General features: G+C 75.1%; 21 protein-coding genes and 1 riboswitch. Of the genes, 13 read left to right on the top strand and 8 right to left on the bottom strand.

Annotated elements, in window-relative coordinates:
• The first annotated feature begins 47 nt into the window (after positions 1-47).
• Together IN07_RS01440 and IN07_RS01435 are read left to right on the top strand one after the other, a co-directional pair.
• The gene (locus IN07_RS01440) at positions 48-692 is read left to right on the top strand and encodes a lysophospholipid acyltransferase family protein (RefSeq protein ID WP_036332862.1); all 645 of its coding nucleotides are present in this window, start codon (positions 48-50) and stop codon (positions 690-692) included.
• Between the two features lie 97 nt (positions 693-789).
• Positions 790-2,328 (top strand): cobyric acid synthase, encoded by a 1,539-nt coding sequence (locus IN07_RS01435; RefSeq protein WP_052090508.1) that lies wholly within the window; start codon positions 790-792, stop codon positions 2,326-2,328.
• Here the strand turns inward: IN07_RS01435 and IN07_RS01430 are convergent.
• Positions 2,315-2,704 (bottom strand): acyl-CoA thioesterase, encoded by a 390-nt coding sequence (locus IN07_RS01430; RefSeq protein WP_036332861.1) that lies wholly within the window; start codon positions 2,702-2,704, stop codon positions 2,315-2,317. The genes IN07_RS01435 and IN07_RS01430 overlap by 14 nt on opposite strands.
• Before the next feature lie 53 nt (positions 2,705-2,757).
• Between IN07_RS01430 and IN07_RS01425 the strand changes: the two genes are divergently transcribed.
• Together IN07_RS01425 and IN07_RS01420 are read left to right on the top strand one after the other, a co-directional pair.
• Positions 2,758-3,378, top strand: a complete 621-nt coding sequence (locus IN07_RS01425; RefSeq protein ID WP_036332859.1) for an MSMEG_1061 family FMN-dependent PPOX-type flavoprotein — start codon at positions 2,758-2,760, stop codon at positions 3,376-3,378.
• 33 nt (positions 3,379-3,411) lie between these two features.
• Positions 3,412-3,837 carry a VOC family protein gene (locus IN07_RS01420; RefSeq protein ID WP_036332904.1) on the top strand — a complete coding sequence of 142 codons (426 nt, stop codon included), beginning with the start codon at positions 3,412-3,414 and terminating at the stop codon, positions 3,835-3,837.
• Between the two features lie 48 nt (positions 3,838-3,885).
• On the opposite strand, the gene IN07_RS23695 is transcribed toward IN07_RS01420, so the two are convergent.
• Entirely contained in the window at positions 3,886-4,107 is a 222-nt protein-coding gene (locus IN07_RS23695; protein WP_156118996.1) for a hypothetical protein, read from the bottom strand.
• Between the two features lie 209 nt (positions 4,108-4,316).
• Here IN07_RS23695 and IN07_RS23690 point away from each other — a divergent pair, with 209 nt between their 5' ends.
• On the top strand, positions 4,317-4,922 hold the full coding sequence (locus tag IN07_RS23690; protein WP_052090504.1) for a type II toxin-antitoxin system PemK/MazF family toxin: 606 nt from the start codon (positions 4,317-4,319) through the stop codon (positions 4,920-4,922).
• Between the two features lie 12 nt (positions 4,923-4,934).
• Here IN07_RS23690 and IN07_RS26135 read toward each other — a convergent pair whose 3' ends face one another.
• From IN07_RS26135 to IN07_RS01380, 6 genes are all read right to left on the bottom strand, one after another.
• Positions 4,935-5,288 carry a hypothetical protein gene (locus IN07_RS26135; protein ID WP_231557930.1) on the bottom strand — a complete coding sequence of 118 codons (354 nt, stop codon included), beginning with the start codon at positions 5,286-5,288 and terminating at the stop codon, positions 4,935-4,937.
• 9 nt (positions 5,289-5,297) lie between these two features.
• Positions 5,298-6,362: an AI-2E family transporter gene (locus IN07_RS01400; protein ID WP_197058304.1), complete on the bottom strand. Its 1,065-nt coding sequence runs from the start codon at positions 6,360-6,362 to the stop codon at positions 5,298-5,300.
• A gap of 66 nt (positions 6,363-6,428) precedes the next feature.
• Positions 6,429-7,493, bottom strand: a complete 1,065-nt coding sequence (locus IN07_RS01395) for an AbrB family transcriptional regulator (RefSeq protein ID WP_052090501.1) — start codon at positions 7,491-7,493, stop codon at positions 6,429-6,431.
• A 14-nt stretch (positions 7,494-7,507) separates the two neighbouring features.
• A complete protein-coding gene (locus IN07_RS01390) occupies positions 7,508-7,861 on the bottom strand; it encodes a transcriptional regulator (RefSeq protein WP_081975098.1) in 354 nt (117 codons plus the stop codon).
• Entirely contained in the window at positions 7,858-8,358 is a 501-nt protein-coding gene (locus IN07_RS01385) for a hypothetical protein (protein ID WP_036332854.1), read from the bottom strand. The genes IN07_RS01390 and IN07_RS01385 overlap by 4 nt, the downstream gene beginning before the upstream one ends.
• Positions 8,355-8,801 (bottom strand): hypothetical protein, encoded by a 447-nt coding sequence (locus IN07_RS01380; RefSeq protein ID WP_036332852.1) that lies wholly within the window; start codon positions 8,799-8,801, stop codon positions 8,355-8,357. The genes IN07_RS01385 and IN07_RS01380 overlap by 4 nt, the downstream gene beginning before the upstream one ends.
• A 79-nt stretch (positions 8,802-8,880) precedes the next feature.
• Positions 8,881-9,027, top strand: a riboswitch (adenosylcobalamin (AdoCbl) riboswitch).
• Between the two features lie 11 nt (positions 9,028-9,038).
• Between IN07_RS01380 and IN07_RS01375 the strand changes: the two genes are divergently transcribed.
• The 8 genes from IN07_RS01375 to IN07_RS01340 all read left to right on the top strand — a co-directional run.
• A complete protein-coding gene (locus IN07_RS01375) occupies positions 9,039-11,123 on the top strand; it encodes a putative cobaltochelatase (RefSeq protein ID WP_036332850.1) in 2,085 nt (694 codons plus the stop codon).
• 73 nt (positions 11,124-11,196) lie between these two features.
• Entirely contained in the window at positions 11,197-11,811 is a 615-nt protein-coding gene (cobO, locus tag IN07_RS01370; RefSeq protein ID WP_036332849.1) for a cob(I)yrinic acid a,c-diamide adenosyltransferase, read from the top strand.
• Positions 11,812-11,914: 103 nt separating this feature from the next.
• Entirely contained in the window at positions 11,915-13,294 is a 1,380-nt protein-coding gene (locus IN07_RS01365; protein WP_156118995.1) for a cobyrinate a,c-diamide synthase, read from the top strand.
• Positions 13,281-13,997 carry an energy-coupling factor ABC transporter permease gene (locus IN07_RS01360; RefSeq protein ID WP_052090498.1) on the top strand — a complete coding sequence of 239 codons (717 nt, stop codon included), beginning with the start codon at positions 13,281-13,283 and terminating at the stop codon, positions 13,995-13,997. Before IN07_RS01365 ends, IN07_RS01360 begins: the two co-directional genes overlap by 14 nt.
• Positions 13,994-14,365 carry an energy-coupling factor ABC transporter substrate-binding protein gene (locus tag IN07_RS01355; RefSeq protein WP_052090497.1) on the top strand — a complete coding sequence of 124 codons (372 nt, stop codon included), beginning with the start codon at positions 13,994-13,996 and terminating at the stop codon, positions 14,363-14,365. Before IN07_RS01360 ends, IN07_RS01355 begins: the two co-directional genes overlap by 4 nt.
• Positions 14,362-15,096: a cobalt ECF transporter T component CbiQ gene (gene cbiQ / locus IN07_RS01350; protein ID WP_052090494.1), complete on the top strand. Its 735-nt coding sequence runs from the start codon at positions 14,362-14,364 to the stop codon at positions 15,094-15,096. The genes IN07_RS01355 and cbiQ overlap by 4 nt, the downstream gene beginning before the upstream one ends.
• A complete protein-coding gene (locus IN07_RS01345; protein WP_036332845.1) occupies positions 15,093-15,938 on the top strand; it encodes an energy-coupling factor ABC transporter ATP-binding protein in 846 nt (281 codons plus the stop codon). Before cbiQ ends, IN07_RS01345 begins: the two co-directional genes overlap by 4 nt.
• Positions 15,935-16,088, top strand: a 154-nt coding sequence (locus tag IN07_RS01340) for a cobalamin biosynthesis protein (protein WP_036332843.1), incomplete at its 3' end; no start/stop codon positions are given. The genes IN07_RS01345 and IN07_RS01340, both read left to right, overlap by 4 nt.

Raw genomic sequence — 16,088 nt, 5'->3', positions numbered from 1 at the left:
CCGGGACCCGCGTCACGCAGGCCGGGACGAGGAAGGGGGACTGCGGCGTGTTCTACCTGCTCGTCCGGTTCGTGCTCCGGCCGCTGTTCGTCCTCGCCTTCCGGCCCAAGGTCACCGGCCGGGCCAACGTCCCCCTCACCGGCCCGGTGATCCTGGCCAGCAACCACCTCTCCTTCATCGACAGCTTCGCCATCCCGTTGATGGCGCCGCGCAAGGTCGGCTACCTGGCCAAGTCCGAGTACTGGCACGGCCCAGGCATCGGTGGCTGGCTCACACGCACGCTGTTCACCGCGCTGGGCGCGCTGCCGGTCGAGCGACAGGAGGCCCGGGCCGCCCAGGCGACGCTGGACACCGCGCTCGGGGTGCTGCAGGCCGGGGAGGCGTTCGGGGTCTACCCCGAGGGCACCCGGTCCCGCGACGGCCGGCTCGGCCGCGGCAAGACCGGCGTGGCCTGGCTCGCGCTGACCGCCGACTGCCCCGTGGTGCCGGTCGCGGTGCACGGCACCGACGAGGTGCAGCCGATCGGCGCGAAGTGGCCGCGCCCGCACCGGGTGCGGGTCACCTTCGGGGAGCCGCTGAGCTTCCCCGAGCACCGGGGCCTGGCGGGCAAGGGCAGGGCGCGGCGCGAGGTCACCGACCGCGTGATGGAGGCGATCGCGGAGCTCTCCGGCCAGGAGAAGGCCGGCTGGTGACCCCCCGCCGCACCACCCACCGTGATGATCATCGGCATCCGGTCGCGCCCCACCGGCGTGTCGGCGACCGTTCGCCGATGATCGACGCGAGCCGGCGATGAGCGTCGGCCGGGACGGCTGGTCGCGGAGCGACCCCGGGAACGGTGCGCTGCTCGTCGCGGGCACGACCTCCGACGCCGGCAAGTCCGTGGTCACCGCTGGCATCTGCCGCTGGCTGGTGCGCCAGGGGGTGTCGGTCGCGCCGTTCAAGGCGCAGAACATGAGCAACAACTCCATGGTCACCGCCGACGGCGCCGAGATCGGCCGCGCCCAGGTGATGCAGGCCGCGGCTGCCCGGGTGGAACCCGAGGCCGCGATGAACCCGGTGCTGCTCAAGCCGGGCGGGGAGAACGCCAGCCAGGTCGTCGTCCTCGGCAAGCCCGTCGCCGACGTCACGGCGCTGTCCTACCGGCCGATGAAGGCCGCGCTGCTGGAGCAGGCGCTGGCCTGCCTGGCCGACCTGCGCTCCCGGTTCGACGTGGTGGTCTGCGAGGGCGCCGGCTCCCCCACCGAGATCAACCTGCGCGCCGACGACATCGCCAACATGGGCCTGGCCACCGCCGCCGGGCTGCCCGTGGTGGTGGTCGGCGACATCGACCGGGGCGGGGTGTTCGCCGCCCTCTACGGCACCGTCGCGCTGATGCCCCCGGCCGACCAGGCGCTGGTCGCCGGCTTCCTGGTCAACAAGTTCCGCGGCGACGTCCGGCTGCTGGCCCCGGGTCTGGACCAGCTCACCGCGCTCACCGGCCGGCCGACGCTGGGGGTGCTCCCCTGGCGCAGCGGGCTGGAGATGGACGTCGAGGACTCCCTGGGCGTCGACGCCGTCCGCGCCCCCGCCGGCCCACCCCACGGGGCGGACGTGCTGCGGGTGTCGGTCGCCCGGCTGCCCCGGCTGTCCAACTTCACCGACCTGGATGCGCTCGCCACCGAGCCCGGCGTGCTGCTGCGCTACGCCACCCGGCCCGAGGAGCTGGCCGACGCCGACCTGGTGGTGCTGCCCGGGACCAGGTCCACCGTCGCCGACCTGCAGTGGCTGCGGGAGGCCGGGCTGGCCGACGCCGTCGCCCAGCGGGCCGCCGAGGGCCGCCCGGTGCTGGGCATCTGCGGCGGCCACCAGATGCTGGCCCGCACGATCAGCGACGACGTCGAGTCCCGGGCCGGCGTCGTCCCCGGGCTCGGGCTGCTGCCCGCCGACGTGACCTTCGCCCGGGAGAAGACGCTGGGCCGGCCCTCCGGGTCCGCCCTGGGTCAGCCGGTCCGCGGGTACGAGATCCACCACGGCGTGGTGCGCCTGGACGACGGTGCCGAGCCGTTCCTGGACGGCGCCCGCGCCGGCTCGGTCTTCGGGACGACGTGGCACGGCGCCCTGGAGTCCGACGGCTTCCGCCGGGCCTTCCTGACCGAGGTCGCCAGGATCGCCGGCCGGCGGTTCACCGTGGCCCCCGACACGGACTTCGCGCACCAACGCGAGGCCCGGCTCGACGCACTCGGCGACCTGATCGCCGAGCACGCCGACACCGACGCCCTGTGGCGGCTGATCGAGACCGGGCCACCGGCCGGGCTGCCGGTGCTGGCCAGCGGGCTCAGCCCGCGCTGACCCGGGCCCGCACCTCGTCGGGCCACGGCACCGGCCGACCGTCGGCGGTCGCCACGTAGGTGGTCTGCACGGTGCAACAGACCCGCTCGCCCACCCGCACGGTGAGCAGGAGCGTCAGGCTGGTGCGGCCCAGCTTCGTCAGCTCGGCGTCGACGGCGACCGTGTCGCCGTACCGGGCCGAGGAGCTCCAGTCCAGCGCGGTGGCCTTGACGAGGTACTCGACGCCCCAGGCGTCCAGCACCCCGTGCGGGACCCCGACCGTGCCCCACCAGGCGGTGACCGTCTCGTCGGCCCAGATCAGGTAGTGGGCGTTGAAGACGACGCCCTGCTGGTCGCACTCGACGAACCGGACCGGAGCACTCCACACCGCAGGCACGAGGCGGCAGGTTACCGACCACCTCCGGAGGCCCGGCCGTTACCGTCGGAGCCGTGACTGCCGCCCCCGACACCACCGCTGCCGACCTCGAGGTGCTGGCCGGCTACCGGGCCCCGTCCCAGCTGGTGCTCGACAAGGTCATCGACCGGGTCGACGAGCACTGCCGCGCCTTCATCAGCCGGTCGCCGTTCGCCACGCTGGCGACCGCCGACGCCGAGGGGTGGCCGGACGTCTCCCCGCGCGGCGGTGAGCCGGGCTTCGTGCACGTGCTCGACGAGCACCGCCTGGCACTGCCCGACCGGCAGGGCAACAACCGGGTCGACGGCCTGCGAAACCTGGTCGCCAACCCGCGGGCGGCGCTGCTGTTCTTCGTGCCCGGCTGCGAGGAGACGCTGAAGGTCTACGGGACGACGTCTCTCGCCGGCGCCGGCGACCTGGGCATCGACTTCACCGAGTTCGGCCGCGAGCCCCGCTCCGTGCTGGTCGTGCAGGTGGAGCGGGCCTACTTCCAGTGCGGCAAGGCCCTGATGCGCTCGCGGCTGTGGGACCCCTCGGCCCAGGTCGACCGCTCGACGATGACGCCGTTCGGCCAGGTGCTCAAGGACCACTGCGCGCTGGAGACCCCGCTGCCCGACGACGCGACGATCCGCGCGGACCTCGCCCAGGAGCTCTAGGTCCTGTCGGTGGCCGGGTGCAGCATGCCCGGCATGGCACACACCTTCCAGGTCACCGTCGACTCGGTCGCACCCCACCCGCTCGCCGACTGGTGGGCCGATGCGCTGGGCTGGGAGCGAGAACCCACCGACGAGGCCTTCATCCGCCGCATGGTCGACGCCGGCCACGCGACCGAGGCCGACACCATGCGGTACGACGGCCAGCTCGTCTGGACGGCCGGCGCGGCGATCAACCACCCCACGGGCGGGGCGCCGCGGGTGCTGTTCCAGCTGGTCCCCGAGCCGAAGACGGTGAAGAACCGGGTCCACCTCGACGTGCGGGTGGGCGCGGAGGCCGTGGACGCCGAGGTGGCGCGGCTGACCGCGCGCGGGGGCACCGTACTGCACGAGGGCCACCAGGGTCCCCACCGCTGGGTGACGATCGCCGACCCGGAGGGCAACGAGTTCTGCCTCACCTGACCGCGGCCCCCTGCTGAGCCCGCGGAACGGGGAGCACAGGGCCGTCCGTCAGTCGGTGCGGTGTTCCCGCTCGGCCTTGCGGTCGGCCACGGCGCGCTGGGCCAGCAGGCGCCGCCGCTCGTTGCGGCGCTGTCGGTCCGGCGTCCGGTAACGGGCGTCCTCGACCAGCTGCCAGGCGGCGAGGGCGCTCGCGCGCACCGCCGGTGGCACGAGCATCTCCGCCGGGTGCACCGGCTCGACCATGGCCATCTCGCGACCCTCTTCCCCCATGGCGACCGGATCGTGTCGCCGTCAGGAGTGTGACCCGGCAGCCCGTGAGCGAACCGTTGTCGTGACCACTTCGCAGCATTCTGGGCACCATCTGTCACAGAAGTCACACGCGTGTCTTCTGCACGGCGGTGCGCGCGGCTGAACCGCCGGCCGGCTCCGGCGTGTCCTCGCCCGGCGCGTCGCGGGAGCCATCGCCTACCGTGCCGAGGGTGGCGGGCAGCAACTGGCGGAGAGCACTCGAGCGACTGGTGGGCGTGGTCGTCCAGGAGGGCGCGCGGAGCCTCCGGCGGAGCGACCGCACGCGCAGGCGTCCCGACGACCACTCCCCGGCTCGCCCCGAGTGGGCCACACCGGGTGCCGAGCGCCCCGCCCGGGCACCGCTCCCCCCGGCGGGGCCGCCCCGGCGCGTGCACCTGGCGACCGACTACACCGGACCGCTGGAGCTGGACTACGCGCCGCGGGCCGACGGCCGTCCCGATCCGGGCGAGGTCGTCTGGACCTGGGTGCCCTTCGACGAGGGCGACGGCCGCGGCAAGGACCGGCCGGTGCTGGTCGTCGGTCGCGACGGCGACGCGCTGCTGGGCCTCATGCTGACCAGCAAGGACCACGACCGGGACGCCGCCGACGAGGCCCGGCACGGCCGGCACTGGGTCGACGTGGGCAGCGGCGCGTGGGATCGGCAGGGCCGGCCCAGCGAGGCGCGGATCGACCGGGTCCTGCGGATCGACCCCAGCGACGTCCGGCGCGAGGGCGCGGCGCTGGGCCGGGCCCAGTTCGACCAGGTCGCCGTCGAGGTGCGCCGGCTGCGCGGCTGACCGAGGGACCCGTCAGCCGGCGTCGTCGTCCGGCTGGGTGCGGGACCGCAGGTGGTAGACCCCCGCGGAGTCGGTCAGCGACCGCAGGTCGTACCGGTGCACCACCTTCGGCCCGCCGTGCAGGTGGGTGTGGGTGATCGTCGGCAGCGGATCGCCGTGCCTGGCCTCGCGGACCTCGACCCGGCCGTCGAGCGGGCCACCGACGAACAGCAGCACGGCGCCCTCGTCCTCGGGGGTGCCGGTGGCGGCCGTGCCGGTCGCGGCCGTGTCGTTCTCGGACAGCGCGGTCCTCCTCGCTCGGTGCCAGTGCCTCGCCGGGTGGCGGCCCCGACCAGGGTAGGCACCGACGAGCGGCTCGTCCCGCATCTGCGGCGGTCAACCCCCGGCGATCGGGCGTGATCCGTGCCGCGCCCAGACCTCGTGACCGGCCGCCGACGCCGCGGCGAGCAGGGGCACGAACAGCAGCGCGCCCGCCAGTCCCCACAGCAGTCCACCGGCCGTCACCGCGATCAGGACCATGGCCGCGTTGATCGGCAGCCGGCTCTTCATCACGTAGGGCTCGACGACGTCGTTGCCGAGCTGCTGGACGACCACGACCAGGCCCAGCACGAGCGCGGCGGTGCCGAGGCCCTCGGCGCCGTAGGCGACCAGGACGGCCACCGCCCCGGCGACGAAGGCACCGATCGTGGGGATGTAGGAGGCGACGAACTGCAGCGCGGCCAGGGTGAGCGCCAGCGGGATGCCGAGCAGCAGCAGACCGAGCCCGATGCCGACCGCGTCGAACAGGGCCACGATGGTCAGCCCGCGCACGTAGGCGCCCACCGTGCCCCATGCGGCCCGGCCGCCCGCGTCGACGTCCTCCCGGACCCGGCCGCCGAACTTGCCGAGCAGCCACTGCCACATGCCCGGGCCGCTGGTCAGGAACAGGAACGCCAGTGCCAGGGCGAGGAAGACGCCGAGGAGGGCCTCGAGGAGCGTCTGCGCCGGCCCGACCAGCGCGCCGATGCCGGCCCCGCCCTGCCCGCCGCCGCCGCCCAGGTCACCGATCGAGGGCATCGACATGCCGAAGCGTTCCGAGAGCTGGGTGGAGACCCGGTCCAGGGCGTCGCGGAGCTGGGGCAGCTGCGAGGCGATCCGGGCGCTCAGGCCGAGCAGCGCGCCGACCAGCACCACCAGGAGCAGCAGCACGGCCGCACCCGCGGAGACCCACCGCGGCACGCCTCGCCTGCTGGCCCACTGCACCGCAGGTGCGGCCACCCCGGCGAGCAGCAGCGCGGTCAGCACGGCGACGAGCACCAGGGTGAGCTTCACGGCCAGCCCGGCGAGCAGCCAGACCAGGACGGCGAGCACGAGCAGCCGCCCGCCCACGGCGGCGGTGCGCACCAGCCAGGCGGGGGCGGTCCGGTCATCGAGATCGGATCGGGGTTCCTCAGCTGCCATGCACCAGGACATGCCACGTCTGCGCCGCCTGACACATGGCGACCGCGGATCGTCGCCGGGCGGCTGCTACCCCGGTTGCCGTCCCCGACCCAGCCAGCGGGCGAGCAGCGGTGCGGAGAAGAGCATCACGAACAGCCGCAGCACCTGGACCGCGAGCACGAAGGTCGCGTCGGCGCCGCTGCCGGTGGCCGTGGCGAGCACCGCGTAGAGCCCGCCCGGCGTGGTCGCCAGGTACCCGTCGAGCGCGCTCACCCCGGCGGTGCGGGACAGCAGCACCCCCAACCCGGCACAGGCGACGACCGCGCCGACGATGAGCACGACGGCCAGGGGCAGCGCCCGGCCGACCAGCCGCAGGCTCGCCCGGGTGAACCCCAGCCCCACCTGCAGTCCGATCGCCAGGAAGCCGGCCGCCTCCACCAGCGGCGGCACGGTGGCCCCCTGCGACAGCCCGGTCACGTCCAGGACGGCGGCCACCGCCATCGGCCCCAGCAGCGCACCCACCGGCAGCCGGCTCACCCGGCCGAGCAGCACCCCGACGACCACGCAGACCACGGTGAACAGCAGCCCGGCGGGCCAGCCGGGGCCCTCGTCGGCCGTCGTCGCCGCCGCACCGCCCGAGGCGCCGTAGACCGTGGTGGCCACGACCGGCATGGCGGTCACGATCAACAGCACCCGGAGGTACTGCAGGACGGCGACCACCTGCGCGTCCGCGCCCAGGTCCCGGGCCATCGCGGTGATGCCGGATGCGCCGCCGGCGATCATCGCGAACGCACCGGTGACCGGGCTGATCCCGGGCTGCAGCCGCATCAGCTGCCCGGCGACCAGGCTGACGGCGAGCGTGGCGACGGTGATCAGCAGCACCGGCAGCCAGTGCTCGGCGACCGTGCGCAGCGTGTCGGCCTGGATCAGCGCACCGATCGAGACGCCGATGACCGCCTGCGCTCCGGTGCCGGCCGGCCGCGGGAGCACCGACGGCGTGGTGCCGAGCAGCGCCCGCCCCAGCCCGGCCACCAGGCCGCCGAACAACGCGGCCGAGGGCACGGCGAGGACGTCGAGCGCCAGGGTCGCGCCGATCCCGACGACGAGGACCGCGGCCCAGTCGAGCACCCGCCGCCATCGCCCCCGCGCCACGCGGGAACTCTCCCTCAGCCTCCTGTGGCCTCGTCCAGAGGCTCTGCCCGAGCTGGCGAGGGAGGAGTGGGACGGGGACCTTCGACGATCCGGCGGAGCTCGGCGACGTGGGCGTCGAACGCCGCCCGCCCCGCCTTGGTGAGCGCCAGGCTGGTGCGCTGGCGCGAGGCGATCGTCGCCTTGCGCACCTGCACGTAGCCCGCCTCCTCCAGCTGTCTGACGTGCTTGGAGAGCACCGAGTCGCTCACCGACACCGCGTCCCGGACGGCGGCGAACTCCATCGTGTCGACGGCGGCCAGCAGCCCGCAGATCTGCAGCCGGGGCGGCGCGTGGACGACGGCGTCGAACCGCGGCTCGACGGCGGTCACCGCCCGGCCCGCAGCCCTGCGACGTAGATCCGGGTCACCCACCGGCTGAGCAGCCCCGCCGACGCCCCGAGCACCGAGCCCACCACGACCATCGCGCCACGCAGGTCGAGCAGGAACTCGGCTGCGCCGCCCAGGGCGAACAACAGGAAGTAGCCGACCGCCCACTGGCGGACGGCCCGCCGGACGCGCTCCTGCACCGGCCCGACTGTCCGGGCGTCCCACCAGACCCCGGTGATCCGCCGGTACGCCGCCACCAGGCCGGCGGTCCCGGCGAGGAAGAGCACCAGTGCTCCGGCGATCACCCAGATGCTGTGGGACGAGTAGCTGCTGAAGAACCCGAAGAGGAGCAGCCCCAGGGCGACGTCGTACCACCACGGCTGGACGATGCGATCGGCGAGCGCCGTCTGGTCTGCATCGAGCGCGGCCAGCTGGGCGGCGGCCGCGGCCGGGTCGGCCGGCGGCTGACCGCCGTCCAGATCTGCAGCGTTGCCGGTCACCGCTCGCCCCGGAGCTCGGCGGCCCACGCGCGTCCCCACCAGCGGCTGAGCACGGCGACCGCGACACCGAGCACCGCGCCGGCCACGACCATCGCCCAGTGCTGGTCGTAGCCGTCGGCGAGCACGAACGCCGGCACGAGGACCACCAGGCAGATGCCGGCCCACAGCAGCATGCTGCGGCCGTCGATGGTCACCCACACCCCGGTCATCCGCTTGTAGGTCCGGACCAGCACACCCAGGCCGGCGAGGAAGAGGACCAGCGCCGGGAACGTCACCCAGAGCGAGTCGAAGACGTAGGACGACAGGAAGCCGAACAGCAGCAACCCGAGTGCCACGTCGTACCACCACGGCTGCACCACCCGGTCGGCCAGCGCCGCACGGTCGGCCTGTAGGGCGGCCAGCTGGGCGGTGGCGTCGTCCCGGTCGGTCCCGTCTCTTTCCATGCCGGAAAGAGTGCCGCATCACTTTCCACCTCGTCAAGAGACGACGCCACTGTCCCCACCCCGGGTCGCCGTGGTCGAATGACGCTCCAACTGCGACGGCAGTGGAGGAAGCCCGGTGGAACTCCGGCGCGGTCCCGCCACTGTGACCCGGTCCCGACCGGGGAGTCAGGAACTCCCGCCGTCGCTTCCTGCCACCTCCGGGCGTGGACACCCGGGGAGAGGACCTGTGGTCTGCTGATGACCTATCCCTTCGGCGCCGTCGTCGGCATGGACGACATGCGACTGGCGCTGCTGCTCAACGCCGTCTCCCCCGCCGTGGGTGGAGTGCTGGTGCGCGGCGAGAAGGGCACCGCGAAGTCGACGACGGTCCGCGCCCTGGCCGCCGTCCTGCCCCCGGTCGACGTCGTCGCCGGCTGCCGCTTCGCCTGCGACCCCGCCGCCCCCGACCCGGAGTGCCCGGACGGCCCGCACTCCGCCGACGACCGCCCCGTCACCCGCCCGGCCCGCCTCGTCGAGCTGCCGGTCGGCGCCTCGGAGGACCGGCTGGTCGGCTCGCTGGACCTGGAGCGGGCGCTCACCGAGGGCGTGAAGTCCTTCGAGCCCGGGCTGCTGGCCGGTGCGCACCGCGGCGTCCTGTACGTCGACGAGGTCAACCTGCTGCACGACCACCTGGTCGACCTGCTGCTGGACGCCGCCGCCCTGGGCCGGGCCTACGTCGAGCGCGAGGGCGTCTCGGTGCGGCACGCCGCCCGCTTCCTGCTGGTCGGCACCATGAACCCGGAGGAGGGCGAGCTCCGCCCCCAGCTGCTGGACCGGTTCGGGCTCACCGTCGAGGTCGCCGCCCCCCGGGACGCCGACCTGCGCGCCGAGGTGGTCCGCCGCCGGTTCGGCTACGACGCCGACCCGGCAGCCTTCGCCGCCGCCTGGGCCGTCTCCGAGCGTGAGCTGGCGGACCAGATCGCCGCGGCCCGCGCGCTGCTGCCCAGCGTGGTGCTGAGCGACGCCGCCCTCCGCCAGGTCACCAGCGTCTGCGCCGCCTTCGACGTCGACGGCCTGCGCGCCGACCTGGTCACAGCCCGCGCCGCGATCGCGCACGCCGCCTGGTGCGGCCGCACCGACGTCACCGAGGACGACGTCCGGGTCGCCGCCCGGCTCGCCCTCCCGCACCGCCGCCGGCGCAACCCCTTCGACGCCCCCGGCCTCGACGACGACACCCTGGACCAGGCCCTCGCCGACTCCCGCCCCGACGACGACCCGGACGACGACCCCACCCCGCCCGAGGGCACCGACCCCACCGACGGCCCGGACTCTCCCCCCGACGGCGGCGGCACCCCTCCCCCGGGCGACACCTCCCCCGACCACCAGAATGGCCATTTTGGTGGTGCTGAGGGTGAGTCGGCGCCGGCTCCGCAGGACGGCGGGGCCCCGGACGAGCAGCCACCGACGACGGCGCCGCGGGGTGAGGGCGGTGGGCACACCGACGCCGCGCCCGCACCGGAGAAGGCCGCCGTCGCCCCGGACGCCGCGTTCCTGGTGCAGCGGCTGGAGGTGCCCGGCATGGGTGCGGGCGCGTCGGGCCGGCGGTCGAAGGCGCGCAGCGAGCGCGGGCGGGTGGTCGGCTCCCGGCGTCCCGAGGGCAGCGTCACCAAGCTGCACCTGGTCGACACCGTGCTCGCTGCCGCACCGCACCAGCGGGCCCGCGGCCGCAGCGGCGCCGGGCTGCGCCTGCAGCACGAGGACCTGCGCCAGGCCACGCTGGAGGGCCGCGAGGGCAACCTCGTCCTCTTCGTGGTCGACGCCAGCGGCTCGATGGGCGCCCGCTCCCGGATGGCCGCGGTGAAGGGCGCCGTCCTCTCGCTGCTGATGGACGCCTACCAGCGCCGGGACAAGGTCGGGCTGATCACCTTCCGCGGCGCGGACGCCGAGCTGACCCTGCCGCCCACCTGGTCGGTGGAGGCCGCCGCCGCCCGGCTGACCAGCCTGCCCACCGGCGGGCGCACCCCGCTCGCCGCCGGGCTGCTCCGGGCGCACGAGACGCTGCGGCTGGAGCGGGTCCGCGACCCGCAGCGCCGCCCGCTGCTCGTCGTCGTGACCGACGGCCGGGCGACCGGGCCGCGCGGCGGCGACCACCTCTCCGACGCCCGCCGGGCCGCCGGCCTGCTCGCCGCGGCCGGGACGGCGAGCGTCGTCGTCGACTGCGAGTCCGGGCCGGTGCGGCTGGGCCTGGCCGCGTCGCTGGGCACGGCGCTGGGCGCGCAGACGATGCGGCTCGAGGAACTCGGCGCGGAGTCGCTGGTCCGCACGGTGCGAGAGGCGGCCTAGTGAGCGAGCTCGCGAGCTCACCGATGAGCACAGTGCCAGGCAGTCGGCCGACGAGCGCCAGCGAGGAGGACCAGTGCCCCAGGGACAGGTGACCGCGGTCCCGGTCGACGGGCTGACCACTCGGCAGCGCCGCAACCGACCGCTGCTCGCGGTGCACACGGGCGAGATGAAGGGCAAGTCCACCGCTGCCTTCGGGATGGCGATGCGGGCGTGGAACCAGGGCTGGTCGATCGCGGTCTACCAGTTCGTCAAGAGCGCCAAGTGGAAGGTCGGCGAGGAGAACGCGCTGACCGCACTGGGCCGGGTGCACGAGACCACCGGCGAGGGCGGCCCGGTGGTCTGGCACAAGATGGGCTCGGGCTGGTCGTGGTCGCGCAAGCACGGCGACGAGACCGACCACGCCGGTGACGCCGCCGAGGGCTGGGCGCAGATCAAGCGCGACCTGGCCGCCGAGGCGCACCGGTTCTACGTGCTCGACGAGTTCACCTACCCGCTGAAGTGGGGCTGGGTCGACATCGAGGACGTCGTCGAGACGCTGACGAACCGGCCGGGCAGCCAGCACGTCGTCATCACCGGGCGCAACGCCCCGCCGGCGCTGATCGAGGCCGCTGACCTGGTCGTGGAGATGACCAAGGTCAAACACCCGATGGACGCCGGCCAGAAGGGCCAACGGGGGATCGAGTGGTGACCCACCCGGCCACCAAAATGGCCATTTTGGTGGTTCCTGAGGAACCGGCGCGTTCCTGCTCGGCCACCAAAATGGCCATTCTGGTGGAATGCGGGGTCGGGCGATGAGGGTGCCGCGGATCGTGGTGGCCGCGCCGTCGTCCAACGCCGGGAAGACGTCGATCACCACCGGCCTGATCGCCGCGCTGACCGCCCGCGGGCTCACCGTGAGCCCGCACAAGGTCGGCCCCGACTACATCGACCCGGGCTACCACGGTCTCGCCGCCGGCCGCCCGGGCCGCAACCTGGACAAGTGGCTGGTCGGCGACGACCGGATCACCCCGCTGTTCCTGCACGGCTCGCGGGGCGCCGACGTCGCGGTGGTCGAGGGCGTGATGGGGCTGTTCGACGGCGCCGCGCACGCCAGCGTCGAGCCCGGCTACGGCTCCACCGCCCAGGTCGCCGCGCACCTGCAGGCGCCGGTGGTGCTGGTCGTGGACGCGGCGTCGCAGGCCCGCAGCGTGGCCGCGCTGGTGCACGGGTTCGCCACCTTCGACCCGACGGTGCGGATCGGCGGCGTCGTCCTCAACCGGGTCGGCAGCGACCGGCACGAGGCGATCCTGCGCGAGGCGCTGGGCACGGCCGGGGTGCCGGTGCTCGGTGCGGTCCGCCGGATCGCGGAGCTGCAGACGCCGTCCCGGCACCTGGGCCTGGTGCCGGCCGCCGAGCGGTCGGCGGAGGCGGTGCGCACCGGGCGCGCGCTGGGCGCGGTGGTGGAGTCGAGCATCGACCTGGACGCCGTCCTGCGGCTGGCCCGCACCGCGCCGGACCTCACCGGCGAGCCCTGGGACCCGGCCGCCGAGGTGACCCCGGTCGAGGGCCGCCCGGTCGTCGCGGTGGCCGGCGGCCCGGCGTTCACCTTCGGCTACGCCGAGACCGCCGAGCTGCTCACCGCGGCCGGCGCCGAGGTCGTGACCGTCGACCCGCTGCGGGACGACGCACTCCCCGAGGGCACCCGGGCGCTGGTCGTCGGCGGCGGCTTCCCCGAGGTGCACGCCAGCGCGCTCAGCGCCAACGTCGGCCTGCGGACGGCGATCGCCGACCTCGCCGCCCGCGGCGGCCCGATCGCCGCGGAGTGCGCCGGGCTGCTGTACCTCTCCCAGGAGCTGGACGGCGAGCCGATGTGCGGCGTGCTGCCCACGACGACGGCGATGCACCCCAAGCTCACGCTGGGCTACCGCGCTGCGGTGGCGCTCACCGACAGCGTGCTGGCCCCGGCCGGCACCCGGGTGCGCGGGCACGAGTTCCACCGCACCACCGCCGGTCCGGCCGCCGGGGCGACCCCCGCCTGGCAGTGGAACGCCGACGGGCCGGAGGGCTTCGTGACCGGCAACGTGCACGCCTCCTACCTGCACCTGAACTGGGCCGGCTCCCCCGGGATGGCCACCCGCTTCGTCGCCGCTGCCGCGCGGGTCCCCCAGGAGGTCGGGCATGCACATCGCTGAGGGGTTCCTGCCACCCGCGCACGCCATCGGCTGGACGATCGCCGCCGCCCCGTTCGTCGTCCACGGTGCACGCGCCGTGGTCAAGGAGGTGCGCGAGAACCCGGAGTCGACCCTGCTGCTCGGCGCTGCCGGGGCGTTCACGTTCGTGCTCAGCGCGATCAAGCTGCCCTCGATCACCGGCAGCTCCAGCCATCCGACCGGCACCGGGCTGGGCGCCGTCCTGTTCCGACCACCGGTGATGGCCCTGCTCGGCACGGTGGTGCTGCTGTTCCAGGCACTGCTGCTCGCGCACGGCGGGCTGACCACCCTGGGCGCCAACGCGTTCTCGATGGCGGTGGTCGGTCCCTGGGCCGGCTACGCCGTCTACCGGCTGGTCCGGCGCAGCGGGGGTGGACTCCTCCCCGGGGTCTTCGCCGCGATGGCCGTGGCCGACCTGGCCACCTACGTGACGACGGCGCTGCAGCTGGCCTGGGCGCACCCCGACGCAGCCAGCGGCTTCGCCGGGGCGGCGGCGAAGTTCCTGTCCGTCTTCGCGTTCACCCAGGTGCCGCTGGCGATCGGCGAGGGCCTGCTCGGCGTCCTGCTGTTCCGGGTGCTGGTGGTCAACGCCCGCCCCGAGCTGGAGCGCCTCGGCGTCCTCCGCCGCACCCCGGAGCCCGATCAGGCCCCGGTGCCCGAGCCCACCCCGGGGGGTGAGCGATGAGGCGGCACCTGGTCACCGCACTGCTGGTGCTGGCCGTGATCGCCCTGTTCGCCACCCCGCTGCTGCTCGACGGCGGCAGCGAGTACGCCGGCACGGACAGCCAGGCCACCGAGCTGATCGAGGACTCCGACGCCGGCTACGAGCCGTGGTTCGAGTCGGTCTTCTCCCCGGGCTCCTCGGAGATCGAGTCCGGCCTGTTCGCCATGCAGGCGGCGCTGGGCGGCGGCGTGCTGGGCTACGTTCTCGGCCGGCTGAAGGGCCGCCGGACGGCGGAGCGACAGCGCCAGACGGCGAAGCGACAGCGCCGGACGGCGGAGCGACAGCGCCGGACGGCGGAGGAGGCAGCCACGCCCCCCGCGGCGCCGTGACCGGGCTGGCGATCGACGACGCCGCCTGGGCCAGTGCCTGGCGGCTGCGCTCCCCCGCCGACAAGCTGCTGCTCAGCGGAGGACTGGTGCTCGCCGCGCTGGTGCTGCCGGCCTGGCCGGGGAGCCTGCTGGTCGGGCTGGCCGCCGTCGTCCTGGCGCTGGGCCCGGCCCGGGTGCCGGCGCGCACGTTCGGCCGCGCGGTGCGGCTGCCGCTGGCGTTCATCCTGATCGGGGCGGTCACGGCGGTGGTCCAGGTCGGGGACGGCGGCCTCGGCTGGGCTCCGGACGCCGCCGCTCGGGCAGGCGGGCTGGTCGGGCACGCGGTGGCCGGCAGCGCGGCGGTGCTGCTGCTGGCGACGACGACGCCTATGTCGGACCTGTTGCCTGCGCTGCACCGGATGCGGGTGCCCGACGCCGTGGTCGAGGTGGCCTCGGTGACCTACCGGATGCTGTTCGTGCTGCTCACCAGCCTGTCCACCATCCGCGAGGCGCAGGCCGCCCGGATGGGGCACGCGGGCATCCGGAACTCCTACCGCTCCTCGGGGATGCTGGCCGCCGCGGTGCTGACCCGCTCCTGGGACCGGGCCCGCCGGCTGTCCGACGGGCTGGCCGGGCGCGGCATGGAGACCGGGCTGCGGGTGCTGCCGGAGGTGCTGCCCTCCTCCCCCCGGTTCGTCGCGAGCACCGTCGTCGGGCTGGCCGCCCTGGTCACCGTGAGCGTGCTGGCATGAGCCACCTGACGCTGGCGGCCGAGGGCCTGGTCGCCGGGTACGAGCGGGGCGCCCGGGTGCTGGACGGTGCCTCGCTGACAGTGCCGCCCGGCCGCCGGCTCGCGCTGCTGGGCGCGAACGGATCGGGCAAGACGACGCTGCTGCGCTGCCTGTCCGGGGCACTGGCGCCGGTGCGCGGCCGCATCACCCTGGACGGCGCCGAGCTGCACGCCACCCGCGCGGGCCTGCGCGCCCACCGGCAGGCGGTGCAGCTGGTGCTGCAGGACCCCGACGACCAGCTGTTCAGCGCCTCGGTCGCCCAGGACGTCTCCTTCGGGCCGGTGAACCTGGGCCTGCCCGAGGACGAGGTGCGGGCGCGGGTCGCCGAGGCGCTGGAGCTGCTCGCCGTGGCGCACCTGGCCGGCCGCCCGACGCACCAGCTCTCCTACGGCGAACGGAAGCGGGTCGCCATCGCCGGTGCGGTCGCCATGCGGCCCTGCGTGCTGATGCTCGACGAGCCGACCGCCGGGCTCGACCCGACCGCGGTCGGCGAGGCGCTGGCCGCCCTGGCCCGGCTGCAGGAGGCCGACTCGACGATCGTGATGAGCACCCACGACGTCGACCTGGCGCTGCGCTGGGCCGACGAGGTCGCCGTGGTGGTGGACGGCGGGGTGGTGCAGGGCGCCCCGGACGTCGTCCTGGGCGATGACGCGCTGCTGGCCCGCGCCCGGCTGGACCGCCCGTGGGCGCTCAGCGTCGGCGCCCGGCTGCAGGCCCTCGGGCTGCTGCCCGACGGCGCCCTCCCCCGGGACGCCGACGCGCTGATCGCCGCGCTCCCCGACCGTCCCGGGGTGACGGCGTGATCGTGGTGGGCATCGGCGCACGCTCCGGGGCGACCGCCGACGAGCTGCTGGCCGCCGTCGACGCGGTGCTGCCGGCGCCGGAGGGCCCCGTCCGGCTGGCCACGCTGGACAGCCGGGCCGCCGAGCCGGGGCTGCGCGAGGCCGCCGCCC

It is taken from the genome of Modestobacter caceresii (assembly GCF_000761485.1).
GTDB lineage: Bacteria > Actinomycetota > Actinomycetes > Mycobacteriales > Geodermatophilaceae > Modestobacter > Modestobacter caceresii.
Note: the sequence above shows the minus strand (reverse complement) of the source record. Positions and strands in the feature narration are given on the sequence as shown.